The sequence below is a fragment of the Bradyrhizobium sp. SMVTL-02 genome (assembly GCF_051853005.1).
Lineage (GTDB): Bacteria > Pseudomonadota > Alphaproteobacteria > Rhizobiales > Xanthobacteraceae > Bradyrhizobium.
Map to the genome: position 1 here is coordinate 3,334,029 of NZ_CP182469.1, position 26,833 is coordinate 3,360,861.

Annotated in this window: 25 protein-coding genes; 17 read left to right on the forward strand and 8 right to left on the reverse strand. The window is 62.4% G+C overall.

Annotation, left to right across the window (positions count from 1 at the left end; translation table 11 throughout):
• Positions 1–249 precede the first annotated feature (249 nt).
• From ACNJYB_RS15435 to ACNJYB_RS15445, 3 genes are all read left to right on the forward strand, one after another.
• Positions 250–480, forward strand: coding sequence for a hypothetical protein (locus ACNJYB_RS15435; protein WP_439374724.1), 231 nt, complete (start codon positions 250–252; stop codon positions 478–480).
• A 131-nt stretch (positions 481–611) separates the two neighbouring features.
• The gene (locus ACNJYB_RS15440) at positions 612–797 is read left to right on the forward strand and encodes a hypothetical protein (RefSeq protein ID WP_439374725.1); all 186 of its coding nucleotides are present in this window, start codon (positions 612–614) and stop codon (positions 795–797) included.
• 12 nt (positions 798–809) lie between these two features.
• Positions 810–1,001 (forward strand): hypothetical protein, encoded by a 192-nt coding sequence (locus tag ACNJYB_RS15445; protein ID WP_439374726.1) that lies wholly within the window; start codon positions 810–812, stop codon positions 999–1,001.
• A 49-nt stretch (positions 1,002–1,050) separates the two neighbouring features.
• Here the strand turns inward: ACNJYB_RS15445 and ACNJYB_RS15450 are convergent, their stop codons facing one another.
• Positions 1,051–1,626, reverse strand: coding sequence for a hypothetical protein (locus ACNJYB_RS15450; RefSeq protein ID WP_439374727.1), 576 nt, complete (start codon positions 1,624–1,626; stop codon positions 1,051–1,053).
• Positions 1,627–1,834: 208 nt separating this feature from the next.
• Here ACNJYB_RS15450 and ACNJYB_RS15455 point away from each other — a divergent pair, with 208 nt between their 5' ends.
• From ACNJYB_RS15455 to ACNJYB_RS15465, 3 genes are read left to right on the forward strand one after another with little or no spacing between them, the layout of a single operon-like run.
• Positions 1,835–3,061: an NHLP bacteriocin system secretion protein gene (locus ACNJYB_RS15455; RefSeq protein ID WP_439374728.1), complete on the forward strand. Its 1,227-nt coding sequence runs from the start codon at positions 1,835–1,837 to the stop codon at positions 3,059–3,061.
• A 45-nt stretch (positions 3,062–3,106) separates the two neighbouring features.
• Positions 3,107–5,266 (forward strand): NHLP family bacteriocin export ABC transporter peptidase/permease/ATPase subunit, encoded by a 2,160-nt coding sequence (locus tag ACNJYB_RS15460; protein ID WP_439374729.1) that lies wholly within the window; start codon positions 3,107–3,109, stop codon positions 5,264–5,266.
• Positions 5,263–8,160 (forward strand): NHLP bacteriocin export ABC transporter permease/ATPase subunit, encoded by a 2,898-nt coding sequence (locus ACNJYB_RS15465; protein ID WP_439374730.1) that lies wholly within the window; start codon positions 5,263–5,265, stop codon positions 8,158–8,160. The genes ACNJYB_RS15460 and ACNJYB_RS15465 overlap by 4 nt, the downstream gene beginning before the upstream one ends.
• A gap of 594 nt (positions 8,161–8,754) precedes the next feature.
• On the opposite strand, the gene ACNJYB_RS15470 is transcribed toward ACNJYB_RS15465, so the two are convergent.
• From ACNJYB_RS15470 to ACNJYB_RS15500, 7 genes are all read right to left on the reverse strand, one after another.
• A complete protein-coding gene (locus ACNJYB_RS15470) occupies positions 8,755–9,732 on the reverse strand; it encodes an efflux RND transporter periplasmic adaptor subunit (RefSeq protein WP_439374731.1) in 978 nt (325 codons plus the stop codon).
• Complete coding sequence (locus ACNJYB_RS15475; protein ID WP_439374732.1) at positions 9,729–10,172, reverse strand: DUF983 domain-containing protein; 444 nt, start codon at positions 10,170–10,172, stop codon at positions 9,729–9,731. The genes ACNJYB_RS15470 and ACNJYB_RS15475 overlap by 4 nt, the downstream gene beginning before the upstream one ends.
• Positions 10,169–10,378, reverse strand: coding sequence for a DUF1656 domain-containing protein (locus ACNJYB_RS15480; protein ID WP_439374733.1), 210 nt, complete (start codon positions 10,376–10,378; stop codon positions 10,169–10,171). Before ACNJYB_RS15480 ends, ACNJYB_RS15475 begins: the two co-directional genes overlap by 4 nt.
• Positions 10,375–12,429, reverse strand: coding sequence for an FUSC family protein (locus ACNJYB_RS15485; RefSeq protein WP_439374734.1), 2,055 nt, complete (start codon positions 12,427–12,429; stop codon positions 10,375–10,377). The genes ACNJYB_RS15480 and ACNJYB_RS15485 overlap by 4 nt, the downstream gene beginning before the upstream one ends.
• Before the next feature lie 28 nt (positions 12,430–12,457).
• Positions 12,458–12,688 carry a hypothetical protein gene (locus tag ACNJYB_RS15490; RefSeq protein WP_439374735.1) on the reverse strand — a complete coding sequence of 77 codons (231 nt, stop codon included), beginning with the start codon at positions 12,686–12,688 and terminating at the stop codon, positions 12,458–12,460.
• Between the two features lie 12 nt (positions 12,689–12,700).
• Complete coding sequence (locus tag ACNJYB_RS15495; protein WP_439374736.1) at positions 12,701–13,102, reverse strand: hypothetical protein; 402 nt, start codon at positions 13,100–13,102, stop codon at positions 12,701–12,703.
• A 124-nt stretch (positions 13,103–13,226) separates the two neighbouring features.
• Complete coding sequence (locus ACNJYB_RS15500; RefSeq protein WP_439374737.1) at positions 13,227–14,228, reverse strand: helix-turn-helix domain-containing protein; 1,002 nt, start codon at positions 14,226–14,228, stop codon at positions 13,227–13,229.
• A 392-nt stretch (positions 14,229–14,620) separates the two neighbouring features.
• On the opposite strand from ACNJYB_RS15500, the gene ACNJYB_RS15505 reads away from it, so the two are divergent.
• The 11 genes from ACNJYB_RS15505 (at position 14,621) to ACNJYB_RS15555 (ending at position 26,827) form a co-directional block, all read left to right on the forward strand.
• Positions 14,621–15,517, forward strand: a complete 897-nt coding sequence (locus ACNJYB_RS15505) for a LysR family transcriptional regulator (RefSeq protein ID WP_439374738.1) — start codon at positions 14,621–14,623, stop codon at positions 15,515–15,517.
• Positions 15,518–15,658: 141 nt separating this feature from the next.
• Positions 15,659–15,841, forward strand: a complete 183-nt coding sequence (locus tag ACNJYB_RS15510) for a hypothetical protein (protein WP_439374739.1) — start codon at positions 15,659–15,661, stop codon at positions 15,839–15,841.
• A gap of 47 nt (positions 15,842–15,888) precedes the next feature.
• Positions 15,889–16,215 (forward strand): hypothetical protein, encoded by a 327-nt coding sequence (locus ACNJYB_RS15515; protein ID WP_439374740.1) that lies wholly within the window; start codon positions 15,889–15,891, stop codon positions 16,213–16,215.
• A 54-nt stretch (positions 16,216–16,269) separates the two neighbouring features.
• Complete coding sequence (locus tag ACNJYB_RS15520; protein ID WP_439374741.1) at positions 16,270–16,755, forward strand: hypothetical protein; 486 nt, start codon at positions 16,270–16,272, stop codon at positions 16,753–16,755.
• 103 nt (positions 16,756–16,858) lie between these two features.
• Entirely contained in the window at positions 16,859–19,663 is a 2,805-nt protein-coding gene (locus ACNJYB_RS15525; protein WP_439374742.1) for an ATP-binding protein, read from the forward strand.
• Between the two features lie 260 nt (positions 19,664–19,923).
• Positions 19,924–20,766, forward strand: a complete 843-nt coding sequence (locus ACNJYB_RS15530) for a helix-turn-helix domain-containing protein (RefSeq protein ID WP_439374743.1) — start codon at positions 19,924–19,926, stop codon at positions 20,764–20,766.
• Positions 20,767–21,186: 420 nt separating this feature from the next.
• Complete coding sequence (locus ACNJYB_RS15535) at positions 21,187–22,185, forward strand: hypothetical protein (RefSeq protein ID WP_439374744.1); 999 nt, start codon at positions 21,187–21,189, stop codon at positions 22,183–22,185.
• 442 nt (positions 22,186–22,627) lie between these two features.
• Positions 22,628–23,848 carry an acyl-CoA dehydrogenase family protein gene (locus tag ACNJYB_RS15540; RefSeq protein WP_439374745.1) on the forward strand — a complete coding sequence of 407 codons (1,221 nt, stop codon included), beginning with the start codon at positions 22,628–22,630 and terminating at the stop codon, positions 23,846–23,848.
• A 58-nt stretch (positions 23,849–23,906) separates the two neighbouring features.
• Entirely contained in the window at positions 23,907–24,752 is an 846-nt protein-coding gene (locus ACNJYB_RS15545) for an enoyl-CoA hydratase-related protein (RefSeq protein WP_439374746.1), read from the forward strand.
• A 31-nt stretch (positions 24,753–24,783) separates the two neighbouring features.
• Positions 24,784–26,010, forward strand: a complete 1,227-nt coding sequence (locus tag ACNJYB_RS15550; protein ID WP_439374747.1) for a CaiB/BaiF CoA transferase family protein — start codon at positions 24,784–24,786, stop codon at positions 26,008–26,010.
• A 31-nt stretch (positions 26,011–26,041) separates the two neighbouring features.
• Positions 26,042–26,827 carry an enoyl-CoA hydratase gene (locus ACNJYB_RS15555; protein WP_439374748.1) on the forward strand — a complete coding sequence of 262 codons (786 nt, stop codon included), beginning with the start codon at positions 26,042–26,044 and terminating at the stop codon, positions 26,825–26,827.
• Positions 26,828–26,833: the final 6 nt, after the last annotated feature.

Consider the following 26,833-nt stretch of genomic DNA (forward strand, 5'->3'; position numbering starts at 1 on the left):
CCTCCATCTCGGACGGCCAGCTTCGCAAGGAGCTGTACCTGAACAACGGCCCGTCCACGATGAGGGCAACCGATCACAACGGCTACGACGAGCGCTCGGCGTTTCTATCAAGGCGGAGGGAGGGCGCTTCGGGTTCGGGAGCGGCACGATTGCGCAATCGTGCCTTATCACAGCCGAAACCAGTCGCCTGCGATACTCCTGCGACCACGAGATGAGAGGGGATGATCCCTTCGAAAGCGGGAGACGGAAATGACTGAGCACAGCAATCGCGAGCATAAAGAGCTGGACAACGACGCGATTAGGGGCGGCAACCGCATTGGCGATTTCTTCCGCGCCATCGGAGGCGCCATCGAACACGCTGTCGAGTGGGTCGGCCGTGCATCTTCGGCGCCCTGCAGGGGCCTGGCAATCTGCGCGGCCCGTTCGGGCCGGCGCAGCCGCCCCTCTGATCTCGTCCCTTCAGACTTGCTCACGAAGTAGAGGTCGCCCCAGTTGGCGACCTCTTTCATTTCCCGGCCTGTAATACTCCCCGCGCCACAACGTGAGCGATATCACGGTGCGAGAGAGGGGGATCTGCTCAATGTTTCCCAGCAACATTGAGGAGCACGACGATGAACAACGAACTGAGCTTAGCAGAACTGGAGATTGTCTGCGGCGGGGCTCGCAACAGCGACGATGCACGTGTGAAAGCCTTCCTGAACGCCTTCCACGATTCCTTGGAGGCGGGCCGGGCCGCGGCAACTCTCGAGCTGGCGCGAAGCCAGGGCTGCCTCGGTCCGACATTTGGCAAAATTTGAAGGGGCTTGATCATGGGTTCGGCGAGAGAATTGACTGACAATGATCTACTGAATGTCAGCGCGGGGATGAAAGTTGAGGATGGGACCAAGAATCCAGACGTCATCGATGCCCGAGGCGGTTCGATGGTGATCTATGGGATACGGCTCACCTATGATCTGAATGGGCACTGCACCAGCATCGCCCCGGTCAACCCGCAGAGGTGAAGCGGGAGCGTGCAGGCCTAAACCGGAAAACCGGCTTCCTCATCCAGCCTCAAAGTCGCGATCGAATAGAACCAAGAATCCCGGCAGTCGCATCCACGACTTGAAGCGCCTGCTGCGATTTGGCGAGGGCCAAAGCAGACTTGCCGCATTGATCGGGGAGCTGCGCGATCTTCTTGCGTTGGCTCGCGAGGATATTGGTGGATTGATCGATGGCGAACTTGACCACGTCGCGGATCGGATCGTTCTCACTGACGTCCGTCAGGTCCTTTTCGATTGTGATCAGATACTCGTAGCTGGAGAGCTCCTGAGAAATCTCGACGAGGTTTTGGATCGTGGACTTGACGCAATCTGCATCGACTGCTGAGATGTCGCTTCGCCTTGAGGTCTGGACGAGATCGCCCATCAACCCCGCGAACATCGGTCTCAATGTCTCGACCCTTTTCACATCGGCTTGGCTCAGGATGCCCGCCCCGCATACGCTGGTCGCGACCAGCAAGGCAATGCCTTGCGCCGCCAGTCCGACGGCCAGTCTGCGGGCCGCTGCAGATCGCGCGATTCTGTCCGTTTTCATCCGAACCGTCCGATGCCAGTCGCCAAGCTTAGCGCCGCGCGAAAGATCGCTCAATCGCATTCTCCGCGCGCATTCTCGGCAACTGCTACCCGGGCGTCCGGCGTGCTTGGTGCATTGTGTCGAAAATGGCTACGATGTATGGTCCAGGATTGCTTGAAGTACCATACGCTGATTTTGGCAGGCGGCAAGAACGGCTGCACCGGAGTTTTTCGGGGAGTAAGGAGTGAATAACAGCTCCCAGCGCATCTTCCGTGCCAGCGCGTTGCAACGTGCCGCCTCGCCGGAGGAGCTCGATCATCTCGTCGGCATCACCAAACCGTCCGACTGGATCGTGGTAGCGGTCCTGACGGTCGCGCTGGCCGGCGCGCTTGTCTGGGGCATTTACGGCCGGATACCGTCCCGAGTGTCGGGGCAGGGCATTCTGGTCGGAAGTGGGCGCGTTGTCGATGCGGTCTCGGCTGCGGAAGGCAGGCTTGCTTCGCTCGGCGTTGCCGTTGGTGATCACGTCGAAAGGGGGCAGGTGATCGCCCGGATCTCGCAGACCGATACGGAGCAGAAGTATCGCAACGCGGTGGAGACCTACAGGGAACGCGAGCGCGAGCGCGACGACATGGCCACGAGGGTGCGAGCGGAACTCGCAGCGAAGGCCTCCAATTTCGCAAAGCTCGAAGCTGCCTTCAACAAAGTCATCGAGGCAACCGACCAGCGTGTCCGGTTCCTCTCGATCGACGTGCAGAACCTCGAGCAGTTGATGGCGAAAGGTTTGACCACGCGGAAGACACTCGAGGACCGGCGCCTCGAACTGACCGAGGCCCAACAACGCAAAACGGATTCGCAGAACGAGATTCTCAAGCTGCACTCGCAGAAGACCGATCTCGAAACGCAGCGGCAGCGCGAACTGCAGCAGGCGGAGTTCGCTGCAAATAGCGCGCGCCGTGAAATGCAGGCGATCGCGGGAACCCTGGGGCGCAACTCGGAGGTCCTCAGTCCGATCGCGGGTCGCGTGCTGGAAATAAAGACCTCGACCGGCTCGGTGCTGGCCGTGGGCACGCCGGTCGTCCTGATAGAGGACGAAGGCGCGAGGCTCGAGGCGGTCGTCTATATCCCCGCCGACCAGGGAAAGAGTGTCAAGCCCGGCTTCCAGGTGCGCGTCGCGCCGAGCACCGTCAAGCGAGAGGAATTCGGGACGATGATCGGAGTTGTCTCGAGCGTCTCGGAATTTCCGGTGACGCCGCAGGGAATGACGGCAGTCCTGCACAACGATCAGCTCGTGAAAGTGTTTTCGCGTGACGGCGCACCCTACGCCGTGGCCGTATCCCTGGAGCAGGACGGATCGACGCCGAGTGGATATCGGTGGGCTGTCGGGACGGGGCCGGAGATACATCTCACCAGTGGCACGCTGGCCCAGGCCGAAATCACGACGCGAAGCCGCCGTCCCCTGGACCTCGTCGTTCCTTTGCTCAGAAAGCTGACCGGGATCGATGGATAAACTGCTCGAACGAATGGAAAAGCACACAGATCCCTGGCAGGACGCATGAATTGGCGCTTGCTTCGAACACGCACCAAGAGAACGCCGACGATCCTGCAGATGGAAGCGGCGGAATGCGGCGCCGCCTGTCTTGCCATGGTGCTGGCCTATCATGGCTCATGGGTGCCCCTGGAGCAGCTTCGCGTCGAATGCGGCGTGTCCCGCGACGGCAGCAAGGCCAGCAACATAGTCAGGGCGGCGAAGCGCTTCGGGCTGGCTGCCAAGGGATTCCGCCAGGAGCTGTCGACGCTGCCTGCAGCACCGCTGCCCTGCATCATCCATTGGAACTTCAACCATTTCGTTGTGCTCGAAGGTATCAAGGGCAATCATGCCTACATCAATGACCCCGCCTTTGGGCGGCGGCGTATCGGCATGGAGGAGCTCGACAGGAGTTTTACGGGCGTCGTTCTCACCATGGAGCCGGCATCGGGGTTCGTTCCGTCGGGAAGCAAGCCCGCCGGCCTGCGCTTGCTGCTCCGGGAACTGCGCGGCTCGAAGGCTGCCGTCGGACTTCTGGTCCTGCTCAGCTTCCTCATGGTCTTGCCCGGGATCGTTGCCGCGAGCTTTTCGAAGATTTTTGTCGACGACATCCTGATCCAGCATTTGAACGGATGGTTGCGGCCGCTACTGGTCGGCATGGCCGCTACGGCGCTTATCCGCACGGGTCTGACGCTGCTCCAGCAGTCGCTGCTGCTGAGGCTGCAGACGAAGCTCTCGGTGGTGATGATCAGCCGCTTCCTGTGGCGCGTGATGGCCTTGCCGATGGAGTTCTTCACCCAGCGCCATGCCGGTGAAATCGCCGCGCGGGTCGGGGCCAATGAGCAGATTGCGCGGCTTCTGGCTGGCGGCATCGCATCGAATGCACTGAGTCTGACGTCGGTGGTGTTCTTCGCGGCCGCGATGATGGTTTACGATCCGTGGCTTGCGGCGATCTGCATCGGCTTGTCGCTGCTGAACGTGCTGTCTTTGCGGATTTCCGCCCGGCGCAGAGAGGATCTCAGCCGCGGGCTGGCGCTGGAGCGCGGAAAGTTGCTGGGCGCGGTCGTCAGCACGGTGAGGTCCATCGAGACGATCAAGGCGAGCGGTCTCGAGGACGAGGCATTCGGGCAATGGTCCGGCATCCAGGCAAAGCTGCTGAACGCCGAGCGCGAGCTGGCGGCGTCCTCGATCGTTCTGGACATGATTCCGACCTTGATCTCCGGCCTGACCGTGACCGCGCTCCTGATCCTTGGCGGGCTTCGCGTCATCGAAGGCTCGTTGACGCTCGGCAGTCTCGTCGCGTTCCAGTCGCTGATGGCGAGCTTCTCGGAGCCAGTGGCAACGCTGGTCAACCAGGCTGGCGGCTTTCAGTTGATCAAGGGGGCGCTAGACCGCCTCGAAGACGTCTACAATTACCCGCTAGGCAGCGCGAAGAACAATGCTGTCCCAGCGCCGCTGCCCGCGAAGCTGGCCGGGCGCGTCGAATTCAGGAACGTGCAGTTCGGTTACTCGCTGCTCGAGCCGCCGTTGATTTCCGGTCTTTCGATCGTCGTGAGTCCGGGGGCGCGCGTCGCCCTCGTAGGCGCCTCCGGCAGCGGAAAATCCACGATCGGCCGGTTGACCTGCGGTCTCTACGCGCCATGGGACGGCGATATCCTGATCGATGGTGTAAAGCTTCAGGATATTCCGCCCGAGATCCGGGCCAACTCGATCGCCTACGTGGACCAGGACATCTTCCTGTTCGAGGGCACGGTGCGCGACAATCTCACGTTGTGGGACCCGACCACTCCCGAGATTGATCTGTCGAACGCTCTCAAGGAAGGCGAGATCCAGGACGACATCGCGATACGCGCAGGTAATTACGACGCGCACGTCAACGAGGCCGGGACCAACTTCAGCGGCGGGCAGCGCCAACGCATCGAGATCGCAAGGGCGCTCGTCGGCCGTCCCTCGGTGATCGTCCTCGATGAAGCGACCGCAGCGCTGGACCCGATCACGGAGAAATCCATCGACGACAATCTGCGCCGCCGCGGCTGCACCTGCATCATCATCGCGCATCGTCTCAGCACGATACGGGATTGCGACGAGATCATCGTCCTCCGCCAGGGCAAGGTTACGGAGCGCGGGACGCACGAGACCCTTCTGAGCTTGAACGGCGAATATGCGAGGCTGGTGGCGCAGGAATGACAGACCGGATCGAGAACCTGCTATCCGTTGCCGCTGTCGCCTCGTCGACAGAACTGCCGCTCGAACTGGCGCTCGACAGTCGTCGGCCTCTGCTGCTCGATCACCATGGCCATGCATTTCAAGTCGTCGCGGGCTGTGTGGATCTGTTCGCCGTCGACGTCAAGGACGGCAGTTGCGGCTCCAGGCATCATCTGTTCCGCCTTGAAAGCGGCGACATCGCTCCCGATCTGCCGGGGCTTGCCGCCGCATCCGCCGACGGGTTGGGCTTCATTGCGGTCGGCATCGAAGGGACACGCATATCGGTATTTCGCCGGACCGATTTGACGCAACCGGATGCGGCCCTGCGCTGGATCGATCGGCTCGCCCGCTTCGCCGCGGGATCGGCGCCGCGATGGCAGATGGCCGAACTGCCGGAGGCTGAGGGGGAATTGCTTGCGGGCGAGTCCCGCCGCAGTCCGATGCGAGGCCTGCTGTGGCTGACGGTAGTGCGTGGCTCGCTCAGGCTGATGGGCGTCGGCGAGCCCCGTACAGCGGAACATCAGCCGCTGCCTCTGACCTCAGCCCTGTGGGTCGAGGCCGGCGGGGAGGGCTGTGCTGTCAGCACGGTTTCAGAGCCGCGGGCTGCCGAGGCGTTCTGGTCGTCGATCGATCAGTTCCACCTTGATTTCGCCGCCTGTGTCCGGGAGATCCTGGGCCGCGATGCCGAGCGCGAGCGCGAACGTCTCGAAAGCCGTACCCAGCGCGCGGCGTCGCAGGCGGTGGAATCCTTCGATCGCCTCTCCGGCATCGTCGTGAGGCGCTTCGATCACGAAGCGGTCGACGCGCCCTACGCCGACAGGCTGGCCGGCGCCTGCCAGATCGTCGGAAGCGCGCTGCGGACGCCGATGGCGATCTCGGGGCGGGTTGAGGGCGGCGCACAGGATCTCGCCGCTCTGGCCGAGATCGCCCGGGCCGCCCGCCTGCGCATGCGTCAGGTCCTGCTCCGGCCGGATTGGTGGACATGGGACGCCGGTCCGCTGGTCGGCTGGCATGGTGAGGGGCGCGATCCCGTCGCTCTCGTTCATGAGCCCGCGCGCGGATATGTCATGATCGATCCGGTCACGAAGGCGCGACGGCCGGTCAATCGTTCGGTTGCCATGCAGATCGCGCCGGAAGCGGTCATGTTCTATCCGCCACTCCCTTTGAGATCGCTGAAGTTCCGCGACCTTCTCCAGTTCGCCTTGCGGCATGCGCGCGGAAACGGACTACGGATCGCGCTCGCGATCATCATCATCGGGCTGCTCTCCCTGGTGACGCCATTCATCACCAACATCCTCATCAGTTCGATCATACCTCGATCCGAGCTCGATCAGCTCGGCTTCTGCGCGCTGGCGCTGGCGCTGACGGCGCTCTCGATGGCTGCAATCCAGGTGATGCAGGGGTTTGCAATGCTCCGGATGGAGGCGATGATCGACTGGAGACTGCAGTCCGCGATGGTCGATCGTCTGCTCAGGTTGCCGACGGCGATCTTTCGAGAATTCACGGCCGGAGAGCTGGTTGACCGTGCGATGGGCATTGATGCGGCGCGCCGCGCTTTGACCGGTCGCGCGTTGCGCGGAATGATAGCCGGTTTGTTCTGCTTGTTCAGCCTCGGGCTGATGCTCTACTACGACCTCAAGCTGTCGCTGATCGCGATCGCGTTGACGGCTGTCAGGGCGATCGCCATCATCGGCACCAATCTGGTCCGGCTGCATTTCGAGGGCAAGCACTTCAACCAGCAGGGTAAGGTAAGCGGCTTCGTTCTCCAGCTGTTGGCGGGCGTCGCCAAATTGCGGGTATCGGCTGCGACGGACCGCGCGCTCGGGATTTGGTCGAGGCAGTTTGCTGCACAGAAGCAGTATTTCGTGTCGTCCCAGGTTGCCGGCAACGCGCTGGGCGCATTCGAGACGGCCTTTCCTACCATCGCGACGCTGATCATATTCGCTTATGCGTCCTATTCCGTCAGTACTCTGATGACGGACATCGGCACGTTCTTCGCTTTCTTCGCGGCCTTCGGTCAGACCCTCGGATCGGTGGGCGCCTGGGCGGCCGGCATCAGCGAGGCGCTGATTGCGATTCCGCCGCTGCGGCGGCTAAAGCCTCTCATCGAATGTCCGACCGAAGTCTCGGACGAGCGAAAATCTCCTGGAGAACTGTCTGGATCGATCGAGCTCGCCCGAGTGTCGCTGCGATATATCGAGGGCGGCCCGCTGGTGCTCGATAACGTCTCATTGAAGATTGCGCCGGGCGAATACGTCGCGGTCGTGGGACCCTCCGGCAGCGGGAAGTCATCGTTGTTCCGGCTTCTGCTCGGGTTCGAAAGAGCGGAAGCAGGCGCGGTATTCTACGACGGGAAATCGATCGACACGCTGGATGCCAGCGCCGTGCGGCGCCAGCTCGGGGTGGTCCTGCAGAACGCGAAGCTCGCGAACGGAAACATCTACGAGAACATCTGTGGTGGAATCCGGCTGCCTCTCGATCAGGCGTGGGAGGCGGCGCGCCTCGCCGGAGTCGAGGACGACATCAAGGCCATGCCAATGGGCATGCTCACGCAGCTTTCCGAGGGCGTCAGCACGCTCTCCGGGGGGCAGCGCCAGCGCATCATGATTGCGCGGGCGATCGCGCGGCGCCCGCGCATCCTTTTGTTCGACGAGGCGACGAGCTCTCTCGACAACCAATCCCAGGCGATCGTCAGTGACGCGCTGGAGAATCTCAACGTGACCAGGATCGTCATCGCGCACCGGCTGAGCACGGTGCAGCGCGCGGACCGGATCATCGTCCTCGTACAGGGAAGGATCGTCGAGGCTGGGACATTCAGCCAGCTGAGCAATGCGGCCGGCGTGTTCGCGTCCTTTGCAAAACGCCAGATGCTCTGATCGTATTCGTGCGTGGGTCGCATCGGCCTCTCGGTCGGGAGCGCAGTCCGGTTGACCGTCTCGTCGCAGAGAGACTCCGTTGTACGCGACGTCGGCCCGGACCTTCTTGCATACTACAAGACCGACGTGCACGCTTACGTGATGGTGTTGAAGAACATCAAGCGCGAGCTCTGTCGACGTCTCCTCAGACAAGACGACCGCCGCATCGCCGAGCTGTTTGGCCAGGGCGTCCCGCTTTGGGTCGCCACTCTACGAGCAAACTGTCCCTCGTCCAACGTGGATGGAATCTTGTTTGACGTTCATCACGTCGCCTGCTGGGTTCACGGCCAAGGAGGGACGGACCGCGTCCGCCGCTTCAGTTGACCGTTGAAACCGGTCGTTCTCTCGACAAGCACTCGTCGCCAAGTAGGGGCGCAGTCTGAGGCCGGTAAGCGCGCGTTATCCCGCCACTGCGCAGCGCATCGAGAATATGGGCCGCGAAAACACCGGCGCTCACCAAGGCCAGAAATGTTGCAAGCAAGCTCATAGGTCTTCCCTCGTGCTATTCCGCGTGATGCTTTTTGTTGAGCGAACCGAGAGCCGTCGCGTGGAGCGTCAGCCGCAGGATTGCGAGGATCGGTACAGATTCGGCACCGACCGGCACGCCAAGCGCTGTAATATGCTTGGCCGATGCTGGGCCACGCGACCGCTGTCACTCGGCCGCGATGCCAGCACCGCGACTGTAGCGGTCGCTCCGGCAACGAGTTCGCCGCGCTCGTCAGCGCGGATGAGCGCGATCCGGACCGGGACGCGTTGCGCCAGCCGCACCCAGTTGAAGGTCGGGTTGACGTTGGCAAGCAGGGTCGAGCCGTTGCTGCGATCGCGGTCTTCGATGCCGGCTGCAATGCTCTCGACCTTGCCCAGCAACGCACGGCTGCTTCCCATCAGCCGCACGTCCACGAGATCGCCGATATGGATGCGTTGCAGCTTGGTTTCCTCGAAGTAGCCCTGGACGTGCAGGGTGTCGGTATCGAGCAGCGCCATCACGCCCTTTCCGGGGCTGAGGTAGGCGCCCGGCCGCAGCTCGTTGTTGGTGACAATGCCGCTGACCGAGGCCCGCACCTCGCTGCGTTCGATGTTGAGCTTCGCAAGGGCAACATCCGCGACGGCTTGGTCATAGGCCGCCTGGGCCGAGCCTTGGATCGCGACGACCTGGTCCATCCGCTGCGTGGAAACCACGACGCCGGGCGTCAGCGCACTGTAGCGCTTCAGATCGGCATTGGCATTGTCGAGCGTGGCGCGCTTGCCTTCCTTTACCGCCTCCGCCTGCTTGAGCGCGATTTCATAGCGCGCCCGGTCGATCCGGAAGAGCACGTCGCCCTTTTGTACTTGCTGATTGTCTCGAACCAGGACCTCGCTCACAAAGCCGGAAACATCGGGAGCCACGGGGACCACGTCGGCCCGTACGTGCCCGTCACGGGTCCAGGGCGCATCAAAGTAGTAGTCCCACAGCTTGTAACCGGCCCAAAGTGCGACCAGCACGATGAGACCGGTCAGCGCGAAAGGACGCAGCGAATTGACGACGGTTTTCATGACACCAACTCCTTGGAGGCGAGGTGAGGAACGGGCGTGACGCCATCCGGTGCTTCTCGATCCCGGCGACGACTGCCGGCCTCGAAGCCGTGCATTCCCTTCTGCCATTGCAGGCCGACAATTGCCCCTTTCACGGGCTGCAGCAGAATGAGCGCCGAAAGCCCGGTGACGGGGAGCCAGATCAGCAATTCAAGCCAGGCGGGAGGTGAATAGGCGATCTCGACGGCAAGAAGCGCCGGCACGACGAGGTGGCCGACAACAGCGATCACCAGATAGGCCGGAAGGTCGTCGGCGCGTTGTGGCGTGTAATCTTCGCAGCAGACCTCGCAGTTGTCGACGACCTTGAGAAAGCGGCCGAACAGATGGCCCTGACCGCAGTTCGGGCACTTCATCGTGAACCCGCGCCATAGGGCTTTCTGCAACGAAACGGGTGCTGTCATGAGAATAACTCCGTGGAGCCCAAGACGAGGCCGGTGACCAGGCAGATGAAAAGCGCGAAATCAAACAGTGCGGGATGCCAGATCCATCGATAGAGACCGATCCGGGCAATCAGCTTGCTGGCGAAGCGCCCAAGCACGTAGGCAACCACGCTCCAGAGCAGGAGCGTCGGAACGAGCACGCCGAAAAGGTCAAGTTCGTATCTCATGCGGCGATCGTCCCAGATTCGATTTGCTGCGGTTGATAGGCCGGCGACTCCGGAAACAGCCCGGAACGAACGCCGGTGAGGCCGATCAGCACGTGATCGCGGGCTTCGCTTGCGGGCTCCCGCAGCGTCAATGCGATGGTGCTGTCGAGCTGTTCGACCAGCCGCCCCGGAAGCGGCCCCGCCGTATGGGTCCTGCAAATCGGGGCAAGGCGGGCAAAAAGCGCTTCGACTGCGGCTCTCGTGCAGCGTGACAGGCCAAAGCTCGCGCGCCTCACGCCGACAATGTTGAGCGCCGTCCGCAGTTGGCGAAGATTGGCGGCACCGCTCCTTGCATCGGCAGGAACGACGGTGATACGCGCAGCAAGCAGGGCGAGCCGATGCTGCATCAGACTGGCAAGCGCCAGGGGATCTTGCTCCGACGTCCGCTCGGCGACTGATGCAAGCGTGGTCCAATTGCTTCGCAGCAACCGGTTTGCGATCCAGTCAGCCCCGGCCAGGCGAACGATGCCGCAAGTCAAGCCGGTGAGCGCCACGCCCAGCATCAGCGCAATGCTGGAGTTGGCATAGGAGGTAAAGTCGGCCGAATAGGTCTCGGTCAAGGCCAATTGCACCGAGAGATAGATGGCAAGTATGGCGCCGAGGCGCGCGGTCGCGGGCCGCGCAGCCATCCAGCCGAACAGCACGAAAGTCGGCATCAATGCGACGATGAGCACCTCGAGAGTCGTAATCCGCGGCAACACGCCAAACAGGTAGATGCCATGGACGGCGATAACGATGAGGAACACGCCGTAGAAATTGCGGAACGCCGGAAGCGGATCGTCCACGCCGGCCAGAACGCTGCCGACGACGGCGGCGAAGAGCGGGGCGGCAACCCCGTCCGACCAGCCGGTCGCAATGGAGAAGCAACTGCAACAAAGCACCGCGAGGGCCACGGAGCCGGCCGCCAGGAGCGCAGACCAGTGGTCGCGATGCGGGACGGCAACCGCCGCGGCGCCATGAGAGAAGACGAGAGGAAGCGATTCGGGATTGCGCCCCTCGGAGATGGCCTCGCGCAGCAGCTGACAATCCTGCATGACGTCGACAAGGTTGCGCAGCCGGACCACGAGACCGGAGATCGCAATGTCGGTCCAGCCGGCATCTGCGTCCAGCACCGGGCGCATTTCATCGAGTGCTGTGCGCAGCGCGCTTGCTTCCCGTCCATCGCGCCCGCGCGCTTCGAGCCACGCCGCTGTCTTCGTGCACATGCAGGCAACGCGTGTAGCCGCCTCCTCATGCCGGTTGAGAGGCAGCTTGCGGTCTGCGATCGATCCGAGCAGCGGGAGCAGCGATAGCATATGCTGCCGGAGGCGCTGCAGCGCTCGCCCGGTATTTGCAGAAGCGGTCGCCTCATAGCCGAGATGGCGCCCGAGCTGGTCGATTTCGGAGGCCGCAGCGGCAAGACGCATGCGTTCGCTGTCACGCTCCTGATCGCTGCCACGGCCCGTCAGGACGTCCGCGGCGAGCCGGCGCGCGCCGGCGAGCCATGCATCGGTTTGTGCGGTGACCGCGGAGGCGACGCTGCGCGGCAGCACGAGCATCGCGACGACGCTCGCGCAGACGATTCCGAGCATGATCTCCTGCACGCGGGAAACGACGATGTCGAAGGCCGACTGGGGTGTCGAGACGATGGGAAATCCGAGCAGGGCCACGGTATAGCCGGCCAGCAGGAAGACGTAGCTGCGCGGCGTGCCGTCGATCAGCGAGAGATATAGAAAGATGCCGACCCACAGCGCGATGCACAAGCTGAGCAGCTCCGGCGCATTGGCGAGGTTCGGGACCAGCACGATCGTTCCCGCGCCGCCAATCAGCGTGCCCAGAATGCGATAGACGGCCTTGGAGTTGGTCGCGCCCGTGAACAGGTTCGAAGTGATGTAGACCGACGCCATGGCCCAATAGGGACGCGGCATGTCCAGCAGCAGCGCGATCGAGAACGCCAGCATCGCCGCCGCAAAGGTCCGCAGCGCGAAGATGAGGGCGGCATGTCGGTCCCGGAATGAGGCAATTTGGGTCATGGCGTCGTGGCGTCGGCGGACGGATGCTTCAGCAGTGAGCGATGATTCTGTGCGCGATGCATGACTTCGCATCGGCCAGCGAAGCCGTCGCAAATACGTTCGAAACGCATTGCTGCAGTCCTGAACGTTCCATCCCGCAGTCGACAGGAAGCGCCGACGTCTCGACGCCGCCGATGACGCCCGGTTTCAGAACCGTCACGAACACCATGAGGCACAGGATTTTGCCAGCGAACGCGGCGAGGCACAGAACGTCCTTCATGTCGGTCCCCGATCAATGGGTTTTGACTGCACTCGTCATAGGGGTTCCGGACCGCTGCGGCTTTGCCCGGATTGCCAATCGGTTTTCATTTGTTGCTGTCGGCACGGCGGCCGGAGCCTCTTCGACCGCCGCGAACGCATCGAGTGGACCGCGCTGCGCGGTCAGAGGTTCGTCTTCGCGAACGACGTTCGGCTCGGGTCTGGACGCAGCAGCGAGCGGCACTGCCGCATGCGCGGTGTCAAACACGACCCGTTCCGGCCATTTGCGGTCCGAACGAATGCGCAGATTGGCCTGTTCGCTCGGAGCGATCGCGGAATGCGAATGAACGGGGGGCGCCGGAAGCAACCAATCGGCCGCAACCAGCGACAGGAGCAGGGCGCTTCCCACCCACACAAAGTACTGACGTATCGGCATGGCAAGCGGTCTCTCAGTGGCTGATCACGGCGAGGATAGTCGCACGACGGCCCGCGGGCTTTGCATCGCGTGCTGCCGTCTTGTCATTTGTTGCGGCCGGCTGGCTCGTAAACGATATCCAGGCTCAGGCAAAAACCGAAAGCGACTGCCTGACGTTCGTCAGAGAGGATTTGGATCCTGGTGATCCCGCCGTTTGACGATATTGACCTGGCGCCTGCCCGGTCGCCTGCTTGAAGGCTCGCGTGAAATTGGCTTGGCTGGAAAAGTTGAGCGCCAACGCGATGTCCACCAAGGGCCGATCGCTGCGTACCAACAGGGCTTTCGCGCGCTCCAGGCGCTTGGTACTGACGTAGCGATGGGGAGATTCTCCGACGGCTTGTCGAAAGGCTCGCGCAAAATGGTATCTGCTTAGACACGCGATCGTTGCCATACATTCAAGGCTGAGATCGCCTTCCAGGTTCGCATCAATGTAGTCCAGCACACGAAAGAGTCTGCGCCGATCGAGCCCATGGTGAGTGCGGCGAGGAAAAAGCCGAGTGTGCGATGCGCTGGGCCGCCTTTGAAGCAACCTCGCCGCCAGACTGGATGCGAGGGCTTCGACGAGCAAATTGCCGGCGGAAGTTTCAATCTTTAGCTCGGAGGCGACGGCAAATCCGATCTCGGCCAGCAGCGGATCTTCGAAAGCTGTTTCGTAGCTCAGCGCGCCTATTGCGGATTCATCGGTCTCGTTGTCGAAATTGCTCGACGAGAAGCGGCTTAGCGGAAGATACATGTGCAAGAATTCCGGCAGATCTTCAGAGAAATCGACCACACCCTCCTGCAAGCCGGGAGGAGAGAGCCAAACCGTACCTCGCTCGGCGACTATTTGACTTTCGATGCCTGGCGCCTGCCGGGTGAGAATCGTCTGATTGCTCCGGGTGGCGACGCAAATCCGGATATCGGATTGTGGGGTCCTCCACGGGCCAACCCCTCTTTTGGCAGTGCACAATTCGGCGGTCAGGCCGGACCAGCCCCGATCCGCCGAAGATTGCAGCAACTTGCCTGGACATTCCCGCGCCCAAACGCCGCGGTGCGGCCACTGCTCGTAGCGGCCTGCGGCGGGCGCCTGCTCTGATTGCATCTCCATGTGGCGCTCCAGGATCGCATCCATCATTGTGCAAGGCTAACTTGGCATAGGCGCCGAAATTTGCTCGTTATCGGTTGTTAGAGGCTGTTAGTGTTTGCGAGTCTCACATCGCCAACAGCGGGCTCACACGAGGTAGCCGGAGACGCCGTCCCACAGCAGCTTGAGATGCCTTGTCATTGAACTCTCCTTGTCACTGTTGAGGACGGCGTTTCTCACGCCATCACCCAAGGAGATCGATTGGAGAGCCCGCCTGAGAAAGGAGCGTACGCGGAAAGGGTCCTTCCAGGCAGCGGAAGGCTCGCTCGATCTCCTCGCAAGCGAAGCCGTCTTCCGAAGTCCGGGGCGATATGGCAAAATCGGAAGGTATCCTCCCGAATTATGGAAGGGATCCGATGGATCGCCTGGAAGCGATGTCGACCTTTCTGACCGTGGTCGAGCAGGGAAGCTTGTCAGCAGCGGCGCGGCGATTGAAAACGCCGCTCACAACAGTCAGCCGCAACGTATCCGAGCTCGAGGCTCACCTGCGGACGAAGCTCTTCAACCGATCGAGCCGGCAACTGGTCCTGACGGACGCGGGCACGTCCTACGTTGCAGCTTGCAAGCGCATTCTCAACGATGTGAGCGAAGCGGAGCGTACCGCCTCTGGTGAGTACACCACGCCGACGGGTGAACTGGCCGTGACCACCCCGCTGGGCCTTGGGCGCATCATTCTGATGCCGATCATAGCGGACTTCCTCAAGACCTATCCGGACATCAAGGTGAGGATGATTCCCACCGACCAGAAGCTGAGCCTGGCCCAGGAGCAAATCGATGTCGCGGTGCGGATCGGCGAGTTGCCGGATTCGAGCCTGGTCGCGCTGCGGCTCGGCAGGACGCGCCGGGTGGTGTGCGCCAGTCCCGCCTATCTGGCGGCACGCGGAACGCCGCGCACGCCGGGAGATTTGGCCGGGCATGATTGCATCAGCTATCCCGGGTTCTCGCCTCCCGATGTCTGGGCATTCGTCAAAGGCAAGGCGACCATAGCGGCGCCGGTGCATACGCGGCTCACCGTCGGCAGCGCGGAAGCGGCTTGTACGGCAGCCCGCGCTGGCGTGGGAATTTCGATTGTCTTTGCGTACCAACTCGAAGCTGGTCCGGAAGCGGGAGCATTGACGACCGTGCTGGATGAATTCCAGCCACCATCGATGCCGGTCAATCTCGTCTACACGGCCAACCGATTTCTGCCGATCAAGGTCAGAGCGTTCCTGGACTTTGCAGCACCGCGGCTGAAGCGAGTTTTCGCGGAGTGAACCGAGGCGCTGCTCACTCCACTGTCGGGCTTCCAAAATTCGGAAGGATAACTCCCGGTTTTCCCGCCTGTTGACCCGGGCCTTTCGCCCCACCTCCCAGTCATGACCCGCCGGGAACGGCGTTACCAACTGGAGGCGAATATGGGTGAAGTCATCCAATTTATCCCGAAGGCCGAGCGTGAACGGCTCCGCCTGATACGAGAAGCCCGCGCGATCTACGACAGCGTCTTCCCGCCGGCCGATCCGGTCAGCGGGGAGCCCGACAACGCACCAATCGTCATCAACGGAACCTGGATTCATCGGGGCGGCGAACCGTTGTCGTGATCAACAACTTCGCTGTGCTCGATCGCCAATCATGAGGAGAAATCGCCATGTCAATCCGCAACACGCTTTTCGCCGCTGCGTTCGGTATCGCCTCCCTCACGGCCGCCCAGGCAGAAGGGCTGCGCCCAATCGAGGCCAAGAGCATCGACCTCGGCGCGATATCGGGGGTCGCCTACTACACTGTCGAGCGCGATGGCTTCCGCGTGGTCGCCACCCTGGCACAGGGCGAGACAGGAACACCGATCCGCATCGTATCTGTTCTTACACCTGGTCAGCGCGTGCGTCTCTCGACAGCGCAACCGGCGGGCGTGATCGAGATCAGCCGGGAAGGCGACAGCGTGCTCGTTCGCAAACTGAACACCGCCTCGAACTGAGCTTCGGCTCGTTGGCTGCGCTCGCCAAGCGGAGCGCAGCCAGGGAAACCGCACATGTCCACCGTCCATCTTCATCGGAGGACCACGGCGACACCCGAGCAGTACGTGGCCGGCCGTACTGATTTCGGCCCCGCCCGCTCGAAGCTCTTTGCCAACAGCAGCGATGCGTATCTCAAGCTGCATCATCGGACCGGCTCGCATGCCGATGTCACGGAAGGTTCGGGCGGGATCTGGGAGCGCCTGCACTACGACTGGTCCGATCCCGCCCGCGTCGTCCTCACGACGATCGACTCCAACGTCTGGGGTGGTGCGTCGGGTCACATCTACACCTTCACGCGCCGGCCCGACGGCACGACCGACGTCGATGTGGTCGTCATACGCGAGGGCAAGAACCTGATGGGGCGGCTGCTCGGCTTCGTACTCGGGACTATCGGCGGGGGAGTTTTGGAAAAGGCGTTTGAAAACTCCGTCAGAGCCATCGAAGCCCGGAACAGCAACGCTGGACGCCCAGACCCCGGCATTTCCGACCTCGCCGCCTAAGCAGTTGGATAGCACCCCGATGCCCTCGTCGCCGGCGCATGGTAGGATGTTGCCCAGAGTTCTGGTTGAAAGATCACCCCAACGGACTGCTCCGGAACGGGCAATGGCGAAACGGCTGAGGAAAACCGCGCCACCGCAGCGAAATCAGCGCGCGCACGCCCCGCGCTCGGGAGGACTGTCCCTGCTTGGGCGAGAAACTGAAATTGCTCTCATCGATCAGCTTCTCGACCGGATCCATGACGGCGGGGCCACTCTCTTTATCAGTGGGGCACCGGGAATTGGAAAATCAACGCTGCTCGAGGAGGCCAAAGTCAGGGCCCGTGATCGAGACATCGTCGTGCTGGGCATGACCGGCGTGCTCGCTGAAGTCAATCTGGCGTTTGCCGGACTTCAGCAGGCCTTGCGTCCACTCATGAAGCAGGCAAAGGCCTTGCCGCCCCGCCAGCAGTCTGCCTTGCTGAATGCGTTCGGCCTGGGCGAGGAATCTGCTGAACCACCCGATGTCTGGCTGGTCGCGCTTGCGACACTGACGCTGCTCACCGAGAGCGCAACTCACAAACCGATCCTCCTTGTTGTTGACGACGCGCAATGGCTGGATGAAGCGACGCGTGACGTGCTGTCGTTTGTCTCCCGGCGCCTGAGTTCGGATTCGATCGTTCTGCTGCTCGCTCTGCGAGAGGGTTTTTCTCTTCCATTTGGTGACGCCGACACATTGCGGCATGTCGTTTCTGCGCTCGGCGATGCCGATGCGGCCCGCCTGCTCGACATCCGGGCCCCCGGCCTTTCCGGGAAGCTGCGCGACCGATTTCTGAAGGAAGCTGCCGGCAATCCATTGGCGCTAGTAGAGTTGCCGCACAGCTTGCGAACTGAGGACGATGGGGAGGCTCCATGGCTTCCCTTGACGAAGCGACTTGAACGCACCTTCTCCAGCCGCCTGTCCGGACTTCCCAATGTCACTCAGATGCTGTTGAACGTTGCCGCCGAAAACGACGCAACGTCTCTCCACGAAATCCTGCGGGCGGGCGAAGTGCTGCTGGCCCAGAATACCGGGGTCGACGCCCTTGCGCCCGCCGTCTCCGCCCAGCTGATTGATCTCGATGCGATGCAGGTGCGGTTTCGGCATCCGCTGGTGCGATCCGCGATCCATCAAGCCGCCGACCTTGCAACGCGCCAAAGGGTTCATTCCGCGCTTGCGGCGATCATCGAGGATCAGGACCGCCGACTTTGGCATCGTGCTGCGGCGACAGTGGGGCCCGACGACGATCTGGCCGCCCATCTCGATCTCATGGCGAACCGTGCACAGAGCCGGGGCGCCAACACCATGGCCATCGAGGTTTTGCAGATCTCGGCAAAGCTGAGCAGCACGGCGAAGGCCAGGAGAGAACGATTTTTGCAGGCCGCCGAGATTGCAACCGACCTGGGACGGCCAGCGTTGCTGGAGCACCTGTTGCGGGGAGCCGAGGTTGAACCGTCGGACAAGCTGGGCACCGCTCGGGTCGGCTGGTGCCGCGAGATGAGTCAACCGCTCATGATCAACGATATCGGCAAGATTTCCGCGCTTGTAAATCTTGCTGATCAGGCGCGCGAGGCTGGCGCGAAGGACTTGGCGAGCAATCTTCTCTGGCGAGCGGCGCAACGCTGCTGGTGGAGCAACGCGAGTAGCGAGCTTCGCGCGAGCGTCCTCACCGAAGCAAGATCACTCGATTTGTCAGAGCTCGACCCACGTGGCATCGCCATATCCGCCTATTCCGAGCCGCTTCGACGAAGCGGCGAGGTATACGCGGGGCTGAAGGCGCTTTCGCAAAAGGGAGGCAACCATCCCCATGTTGCGCGGATCCTGGGAAGCACTGCGAACGTCATCGGCGCGTTTGATCTTGGCGTAAGTTTTCTGGCGGAGTCCACCGCGGGGCTGCGCAAACAGGCGCGAATCGGCAATTTGGCGCGTGCGTTGTTCGCTCAGGCATGGGCTGAAATGGAAGTCGGCGATTGGATCGGGGCGAGGCGCGAAGCTGAGGAAGCCGCCCGTTTTGCCGAGGAGACCGGATCTGCTGTATGGACGGCGGCGGCCACGATCGTGAAAGCACAACTGGCGGGGATGCAGGGCAGGCTTGAGCAAGCTGAGACATACGCGACGGAAGCGGAGCGCCTGGTCTTGTCGACTGGCGCCAGTTTCCTGCTTGCGATGCTGCAGCTGGGGCGCGGCAAAACGGCCATCGGTGCCGGTCGGCATTTGGAGGCCTTCGAGCATCTGCAGCGGCTGTTTGCGCCGGCCGATCCAGCTTTCAACTCTGGCCTGCAATTCTTTGCGCTGGCCGACTTTGTCGAAGCGGCCGTCTATTCCGACCATTGGCAGGATGCGCGCGAGCTGATCGATGAGGTCGAGAGCGTCTCCGCCCCGGATCCGGTGCCGTGGGTCGCAACGATGTTATGCTACGGCAAGGCGCTGATCGCGACGAATGAGGAGGCGGAGCAATACTTCCTGAAGGGGCTTGGGCCGGCTGCAAAAAATTGGCCCTTCCTGCGAGGGCGCCTGCTGCTCGGTTACGGCGCGTGGCTTCGCCGACAGCGCCGCTCTGCCGATGCGCGGGCGCCGCTGCGTCAGGCCCGCGATATCTTCGACGCGCTCGGCGCTTCACCCTGGAGCGATCGCGCGCGAGAGGAGTTGCGCGCAGCCGGCGAGGCAAGCCTTCGCCGGACGGCACAGGTCTGGGAAAGTCTGACCCCCCAGGAACTGCACATCGCACAGCTCGCGGCCCAGGGGCATTCGAACAAGATTATCGGGGCGAGACTCTACCTGTCTCATCGGACCGTCGGCTACCATCTGCAGCGGGTCTTTTCGAAGATCGGGATCACCTCGCGATCCGGCCTGTCGTCCGTTCTGGCGAGGGCCGGTAGCACGGCCCAGTGACCGGGTCCGTCATCAGACTGGTCATTTGACAGATGCCGCCCGCACCCTCGGGCATCTACCTTCCTTGCGTGGAAACCTGCGAGGAATGGTAGGAGGCCGCCTTGGACGTCAGATTGGAACAGCCACCCGCTGTGAACCGGAATGAACCGGAGCCTTGTTGCGACTCCTGGACGGCCGGTGGCCAAACCAGACTGGCACTGTCTTCGAAAGATCGTGGCTGGTCGTGCTTGTCAGCCGAGATGCGGTACCTTGGAAAGGGCGTGCATCCCTGGCGCGGTGCGCTGTTCGATATCGAAGTGTGCGTCGATGTCTGCGGCAATGGATCGCTCGTCACACGGCAGGCGACCGGAATCCAAGACTCGACTGTCGCTCTCCGGGATACGGTTTGGGTCACGCCCCCGAACTGGCATGAGGGCTTGATCGCGATCGCCAACGATCTGCCTGAGATCATGCATATCTATCTTCCTCCGAGCCAGTTCACCCCGGACAAGCTCGGCCTCGATATCGACGAGTCCGCGATCGGTGCGCTGAGATATGACAGAGCATTCCGGGATCCGCTGCTGGGCGAAATCGCCCGCGCCATTGTGTCGGAGCTGCAGGCGGAGACCTCCGCAGGCAGGCCGCTGGTCGAAGCGTTGGCCAACAGCATGGCGGCGAGGCTCATTCAAACACACGCCCGTGCGCCGGCCAGCACGTCCGCTGCTTCTCCAGCAAGTGAAGGTCTCGATCGTCGCAGGCTGGCACGTGTGCTGGATTACATCGAAGCAAACCTGGAAGGCGATCTTACTCTTGATGGCATGGCGTCAATTGCATGTCTGAGCCGATACCACTTTGCCCGTGCCTTCAAACAAGCGGTCGGACAAACTCCTCATCGCTACGTCAGCGTCAGACGTCTTGACCGCGCGAAAGCCTTGTTGACGCAAGGTGATCGATCGTTGGTGGATATTGCGCTGGCGCTCAGCTTTTCCGACCAAGCCAGTTTCACACGCGCATTCAGGCAAGCAACAGGACGCGCGCCCGGCCAATACCGCCGCGAGTTTGGATCGCGACAACACGATTCGTCGTCCGCTGTTATCAGGCAGGGTTTTCCGATGCTGGCGTGAATCGGCTCGCGGCATCACCAATCTCAAACACTCCGGCAAGCAATAAATGACAAAACGACAGCATGCGAAGCAAAGAATGCGGCGAACTCCTTCGCCATATTCGATTGCGACGATGAGGAGTTCCGTGATGAAGCTCATAGATGCGAGGGCATTGTCAGGTTTTGGTCGCAAGGCGGCTCAGTCAGCCTCCGACTTCGCCAGCGTCATTCACAATCTGATCATGGACGTGCGCGACAGCTACCGGCCCGAAATGCACTACATGCGCGGTCCTGGCCCAAGATGGCGGGCCAAGCATCAACCCTGGCAAAGCTCCGGTTCTGAAGCGGCACCGTCGGGCGGACACCATCAGTTGTCGCCAGTGTATGTACGCCGTCGCGGGACGGCCAACCCCACCCGATAGCCGGTCGAGGTCATGCAATCATGTTCGCGATAGCCGTGTACCTCCTTGCGGTTTCGCTCCTCCTCAACCTGGCGACACTCTCGAGAGTCGAATCCCCGGAGCGCGACCGCATCTTCGATGGAGCCTCTAATCGCGCTCGTTGGGTGGAAATCCGGGGATGGGTGCTGCTCGCTGGCGCCGGCCTTTGCATCGCATTGATGGCTGTGCTGAGTGGTTCGGTGCAAGCCGGCGTCGCCCTCGAAGAACGCAAACTGCCGATGAAGTTCACTTGGGTCGATTGCCAGCCGAATTGCCGGGGCTGGGTCAGCGCGACCGGTATCGTGACTGACGATAGTCCGGGGGATTTTGATGAATTCGCTCGTGGACGACAACTCGGCGGCGCTACCATCGTGCTGGATTCGAGCGGCGGTTCGGTCAACGCCTCGATCGCGCTTGGAAGGCGTTTCCGCGAGCTAGGGGCACTGACCACTGTCGGCGTCAGCGTTCAGGCCAATACCCAGAGTGCTCCTGTAGGTGTGGCGCCCGAAGCCTATTGCGAATCGATGTGCGTGTTTCTTCTTCTGTCGGGCAAGACGCGTTACGTGCCCGAGACTGCCCATGTTCGGGTGCATCAGATCTGGCTCGGCAACCGCGCCAATGACCCCAAGGCCGCAACCTACAGCGCGGACGATCTGGTGATCGTGGAACGCGATATCGGGCGTCTCGCCAAATACACCTTCGATATGGGCGGCGCGGGCGACCTGTTGTCGCTGTCGCTGAACGTGCCGCCGTGGGAAGATCTGCATGAACTGTCTCGGGACGAGTTGCGACTGACCAATCTCGTCACGACCGATTTGGTTGTTCAGGCGAGCAGCCCCAATGCAGCGGTGGTCGAGCCGACCCCTCAACCGCTGCAGGGTCGCTTCGGCAGCAGCGCGGTTGCGACCTCTCCAGAGCCGGCAAAACCTGTTAAGTCGGCGGAAGCTACGAGCCGCAGGGGTGGCGTGAGAGCGGCAATGACCCCGCCCGGGCAGGAGTAGCAGGTAGTCCCAGTCTTCAAGACCGCTAAGGCGTCCCGTTCCGGGTCGTACACGCGTCGTTGGTCGCGCTGTTCGGGAGATCGCATATGTCCTGCTGGCTCGCGGTTCGACCTGCGCGGGGCGGTAAAGCATGCTGGCCTCGGTCGTCCTCATCATCCGACGCCAGGGCTTCATCAAGGGGCTTGAACACTTGCGCTCCTTGCTCCGGACAGAACAGGTCTTGCGCGCGCGACCTCGGCATTTTGTGACTCCCCATTACCTCAGATAGTCTTGAGGGAGCGGCCATTATCCCGCATCTGCGTCTGCCGCCCCGCTCGCCAGCAACAAATGACAAAGCCACAGCACGCGATGCAAAGCCAAGGACCGCTCACTTCACTACGGTCGATGTGTTGAAACGAGATGCCTGCTGCAATCGCAGGCCCCGCATCGAACGGAGATCGAAATGGCAACCGCTACTGCGCTCAAGCATTCGGCAACGAAACAGCTTCCGCTGCCGAATGCCGACTTCTTTCAATTCGCTGAACTGCTCTCCGAGGAGGAGCGGGCGGTCGTCAAAAAGGTGCGCGACTACATGCAGACAGAGGTCGCACCCATCATCAACAAGCACTGGGTCGAGGACTCGTTTCCGTTCGAATTGCTGCCCTCCTACAAGGAGCTGAACATCGCCGGTCTCGGCATCAATGGTTACGGTTGTCCGGGCGGAAGTCCTGTCCTGTTCGCTCTGGTCGCCCTGGAGATCGCGCGGACCGACGTTTCGTTCTGTACCTTCCATGGTGTCCACACCGGTCTCGCGATGAATTCCATCTATCTCGCGGGCACCGAGGAGCAGAAGCAGAAGTGGCTGCCGTCGATGGCGCGCATGGAAAAGGTCGGCTGCTTCGCGCTGACGGAGCCACTGGTAGGTTCGGGGACCGGTGCCGGTCTCACGACCACGGCGAAACGGGACGGCGACACCTGGATCCTCAACGGCCAGAAGCGCTGGATCGGCAATGCGCCGTGGTGCGACATCTCGATCGTTTGGGCACGTGACGTCGCCGACGACCAGGTGAAGGGCTTCGTCGTCGAGAACAAGACGACGCCCGGTTTCAGCGTCGAGAAGATGCAGAACAAGATTGCGCTGAAGGTTGTGCAGAACGGTCAGATCACGATGACCGATTGCCGCGTGCCTGATGCGAATCGCCTCCAGGGAGGCAAGGGAACGTTTCGCGATCCCGCGCTGGTGCTGCGCGGCACCCGACATGGCGTTGGATGGGAGATCACCGGAGCGCAGATGGGGGCCTATGAAATCGCCCTCAAATATGCCCAGGAACGCCTGCAGTTTGGCAAGCCGATCGGCTCGTTCCAGCTGGTGCAGGAGTTGCTGGCGAAGATGCTGGCCAACATCGTGGCCTGCCAGTGCATGCTGTTCCGCTCGGTGCAGCTGGAAGCCGAAGGCAAGCTGACGGATGCGCAGGCCGCGATCGTCAAGGCATTCTGCACGAGCAAGGCGCGGGAAACGGTCGCCTGGGCCCGCGAGTTGCTGGGCGGCAACGGAATCCTGGTCGACTACAACGTGGCGCGCTTCTTTGCCGATACGGAAGCGATCTACTCCTACGAAGGCACCTATCAGATGCAGAACCTGATCGTCGGCAAGGCGATCACTGGCTTCAGCGCCTTCGTCTGATGTCGCGAACGGGCCGGCACTCGGCTGCCGGCCTCAACCTCAGCCAGGACCAATCAACATGTCAACATCAGCAATGACGCCGTCACTGGCGGTTTCCTCCAATGCTTCACCCGCGGGAGCATTGACGCTTGCGAATGTTCTCTACGAGACGCGCGGCGCGATCGCCTGCGTGACGGTCAACCGGCCCAAGGTCCTCAACGCCTTGAACCTGCCGACCTGGCGGGATTTGCGGACCGCATTCGAGGCGGCGCAGAATGACGCCGCCGTGCGTGGCGTCATCCTGACGGGCGCGGGCGACAGGGCTTTCATTGCCGGCGCTGACATCAGCGCCCTCGCGCAAGCCGCCGCGATCGACGCCGAGCGGTCCAGCCGCCTCGGACAACAGGTCCTCGATCTCATCGAGAATCTCGGCAAGCCGGTGGTCGCGGCGATCAATGGCTTTGCGCTCGGCGGCGGCTGCGAGACCGCGATGGCCTGCACCATCCGCGTCGCCGTGGAACACGCGAAGTTCGGCCAGCCGGAGGTCAAGCTCGGGTTGATTCCAGGCGGCGGCGGCACGCAGCGACTGCCCCGGCTCGTCGGCAAGGGCCGGGCGCTTCAGCTCATCCTGTCGGGTGGAACCATCAGCGCGCAGGAGGCGCATCGTATCGGGCTCGTCAACGAGGTCGTCGCAGCATCCGATCTGATCCCGCGCGCTGAAGCGATCCTGAACGAGATCGCCACGAACGCACCGCTCGCCGTCAAATTCGCGCTCGACGCCGCCAACAAGGGAATGGAGACGAGCCAGAGCGAAGGTCTCGCCCTCGAGGCCTCCTATTTCGGCCTGTGCGCGGGCACCGACGACAAGAAGGAGGGCACTTCCGCCTTTCTCGAGAAGCGCGCACCGCAGTTTCAGGGTCGCTGAACAACCAACCTATCCAACTCAGGAGCCATCAATGGCGAACGAAAATATCTTCTCTGGCTTGAAGGTCGTCGACCTGTCCAGCTTCGTTGCGGCACCAGGCGCGGCCGTAATCCTCTCCGACTTCGGCGCCGATGTCATCAAGGTCGAGCCGCCCCAAGGCGACATGTGGCGGCAAGGGCACCACACGCCGGTCCAGCCGCAATCCGAAGAGGCCTATCAGTGGCATCTTGCCAATCGCAACAAGCGCAGCATTGCGCTCGATCTCAAATCCCCGGGCGCGCAGCAGATCCTATTCGAGCTGGCCAATTGGGCCGATGTGTTCATCGTCAACACCCCGCACCATGCGCGAAAGAAGCTGAAGCTCGAATATGAGGACGTCGCGGGATGGAATCCGCGATTGATCTACGCTGATCTGACCGGCTTCGGCGAGAACGGACCTGACGCTGACCTGCCCGGCTTCGACGTCACGGCGTACTGGGCGCGCAGCGGCCTGTTGTCGATGACACGCGATGCCGGTGTGCCGCCGACCTGGCTGGTGGGCGGCAGCGGCGACAACGCCACGGCGGTCGGCCTCTATTCGGCGATCGTCACGGCCGTCTATCGGCGCGAGCGCACCGGCAAGGGTTCGCATGTCACGACCTCACTGCTTGCCCAGGGTGTTTGGTCGGCGAGCGTTTCGATCCAGGCGGCACTCGCCGGTGCGAAGTTTCCGCCGCGCCACGATCGCACGCATCCCGCCAACGCGGCGATGAACGTCTATCGGTCCTCCGATGAAACCTGGTTCGTTCTCATCATCACCCCCGACAAGTTCGTGACCGTCGTGAAGGCGATCGGCCGGGCCGATCTGCTGAGCGATCCCCGCTTCTCCAGTCCGGCGCAGATCCTGGCGAATATGACGCCGCTCACCGCCATCTTCGACGAGCTTTTCAGCAGTCGGACCATGTCGCACTGGCATTCGGTCTTCGCCGGCCTGAACGTCACCTTTGGCGAAGTCCGTGGACCGCAGGAAGTGATCAACGATCCGCAGCTCCTGGACAACGAGATCATCGTTCCGCTCAACGGCGCCGGCGGCAAGCTGACCTCGACCATCTCGAATCCGATCCAGGTGCACGGCGTCGCCAAGGCGGCGGCCCGGCGCGCGCCCGGCCTCGGTGAGCACACCGAGGAGATTCTTGGCGAGCTCGGCTTCGACGCCAACGACATCGACGGCCTGCGCGCGAGCGGCGCCGTGCCGAAAACGAAAGAGCACGCGATCTAACCGCTCCCGATGCGACAGAAGGAAGCACACAATGGGTGACATCATCACGGAAACGTCCGGCGGCATTCTCCGGGTCGAGCTCAATCGGCCGGCCCAGAAGAATGCAATGACGGCCGCCATGTACACCAGCCTCGCCGCCATCTTCCAGGAAGCTGACAAGGACGAGGCGATCCGGGTCGTGCTCTGGCACGGCGCCGGGGATGCATTCTGCGCCGGCAACGACATCGGAGATTTCCTCAAGAATCCGCCTGGACCAGGCGAGTCCCCGCAGACCGCCCTGATCAATGCGTTCATCGCGTTTGAAAAGCCGATTGTCGCGGCCGTGCGAGGCGCCGCGGTCGGCGGCGGCACCACCATGCTGACGCACTGCGACTTCGTCTACGCGGGCGAGAGCGCGAAGTTCAAGCTGCCGTTTATCGATCTCGCGCTGGTGCCGGAATTCGGCTCGAGCTTTTCGATACCGGCGCGCGTTGGGCAACTTCGGGCGGCGGAAATGGTCTTGCTCGGCGAACCGTTCACGGCCGCGCGGGCGGCCGAGCTCGGCATCGTGACCCGCGTCGTGCCCGATCGCGATCTTCTCGCGGTCGCCGCTGCCACCGCGCAGAAGCTCGCGGCAAAGCCGGCCGGTGCGTTGCGCGCCTCCAAGCAGCTCATGAAGCAGGCTTCGATCAACCAGCTCAGAGAGGCCGCGAAATTCGAGAGCCGCGAGTTCAGCGCGCGGCTGCGCTCCGCGGAAGCCACTGAAGCCTTCACGGCGTTCCGGGAAAAGCGGGCGCCGAATTTCACCAATCTGCCGAAGCCGCTCCCTGCTGAATAGACCAGC

Bases quoted from the DNA above. Each gene is read 5' to 3' on its own strand.
- ACNJYB_RS15435 (WP_439374724.1), top strand. From the start codon at position 250: ATGACTGAGCACAGCAATCGCGAGCATAAAGAGCTGGACAACGACGCG.
- ACNJYB_RS15440 (WP_439374725.1), top strand. From the start codon at position 612: ATGAACAACGAACTGAGCTTAGCAGAACTGGAGATTGTCTGCGGCGGG.
- ACNJYB_RS15445 (WP_439374726.1), top strand. From the start codon at position 810: ATGGGTTCGGCGAGAGAATTGACTGACAATGATCTACTGAATGTCAGC.
- ACNJYB_RS15460 (WP_439374729.1), top strand. From the start codon at position 3,107: ATGAATTGGCGCTTGCTTCGAACACGCACCAAGAGAACGCCGACGATC.
- ACNJYB_RS15465 (WP_439374730.1), top strand. From the start codon at position 5,263: ATGACAGACCGGATCGAGAACCTGCTATCCGTTGCCGCTGTCGCCTCG.
- ACNJYB_RS15470 (WP_439374731.1), bottom strand. From the start codon at position 9,732: ATGAAAACCGTCGTCAATTCGCTGCGTCCTTTCGCGCTGACCGGTCTC.
- ACNJYB_RS15475 (WP_439374732.1), bottom strand. From the start codon at position 10,172: ATGACAGCACCCGTTTCGTTGCAGAAAGCCCTATGGCGCGGGTTCACG.
- ACNJYB_RS15480 (WP_439374733.1), bottom strand. From the start codon at position 10,378: ATGAGATACGAACTTGACCTTTTCGGCGTGCTCGTTCCGACGCTCCTG.
- ACNJYB_RS15485 (WP_439374734.1), bottom strand. From the start codon at position 12,429: ATGACCCAAATTGCCTCATTCCGGGACCGACATGCCGCCCTCATCTTC.
- ACNJYB_RS15490 (WP_439374735.1), bottom strand. From the start codon at position 12,688: ATGAAGGACGTTCTGTGCCTCGCCGCGTTCGCTGGCAAAATCCTGTGC.
- ACNJYB_RS15495 (WP_439374736.1), bottom strand. From the start codon at position 13,102: ATGCCGATACGTCAGTACTTTGTGTGGGTGGGAAGCGCCCTGCTCCTG.
- ACNJYB_RS15500 (WP_439374737.1), bottom strand. From the start codon at position 14,228: ATGGAGATGCAATCAGAGCAGGCGCCCGCCGCAGGCCGCTACGAGCAG.
- ACNJYB_RS15505 (WP_439374738.1), top strand. From the start codon at position 14,621: ATGGATCGCCTGGAAGCGATGTCGACCTTTCTGACCGTGGTCGAGCAG.
- ACNJYB_RS15510 (WP_439374739.1), top strand. From the start codon at position 15,659: ATGGGTGAAGTCATCCAATTTATCCCGAAGGCCGAGCGTGAACGGCTC.
- ACNJYB_RS15515 (WP_439374740.1), top strand. From the start codon at position 15,889: ATGTCAATCCGCAACACGCTTTTCGCCGCTGCGTTCGGTATCGCCTCC.
- ACNJYB_RS15520 (WP_439374741.1), top strand. From the start codon at position 16,270: ATGTCCACCGTCCATCTTCATCGGAGGACCACGGCGACACCCGAGCAG.
- ACNJYB_RS15525 (WP_439374742.1), top strand. From the start codon at position 16,859: ATGGCGAAACGGCTGAGGAAAACCGCGCCACCGCAGCGAAATCAGCGC.
- ACNJYB_RS15535 (WP_439374744.1), top strand. From the start codon at position 21,187: ATGTTCGCGATAGCCGTGTACCTCCTTGCGGTTTCGCTCCTCCTCAAC.
- ACNJYB_RS15540 (WP_439374745.1), top strand. From the start codon at position 22,628: ATGGCAACCGCTACTGCGCTCAAGCATTCGGCAACGAAACAGCTTCCG.
- ACNJYB_RS15545 (WP_439374746.1), top strand. From the start codon at position 23,907: ATGTCAACATCAGCAATGACGCCGTCACTGGCGGTTTCCTCCAATGCT.
- ACNJYB_RS15550 (WP_439374747.1), top strand. From the start codon at position 24,784: ATGGCGAACGAAAATATCTTCTCTGGCTTGAAGGTCGTCGACCTGTCC.
- ACNJYB_RS15555 (WP_439374748.1), top strand. From the start codon at position 26,042: ATGGGTGACATCATCACGGAAACGTCCGGCGGCATTCTCCGGGTCGAG.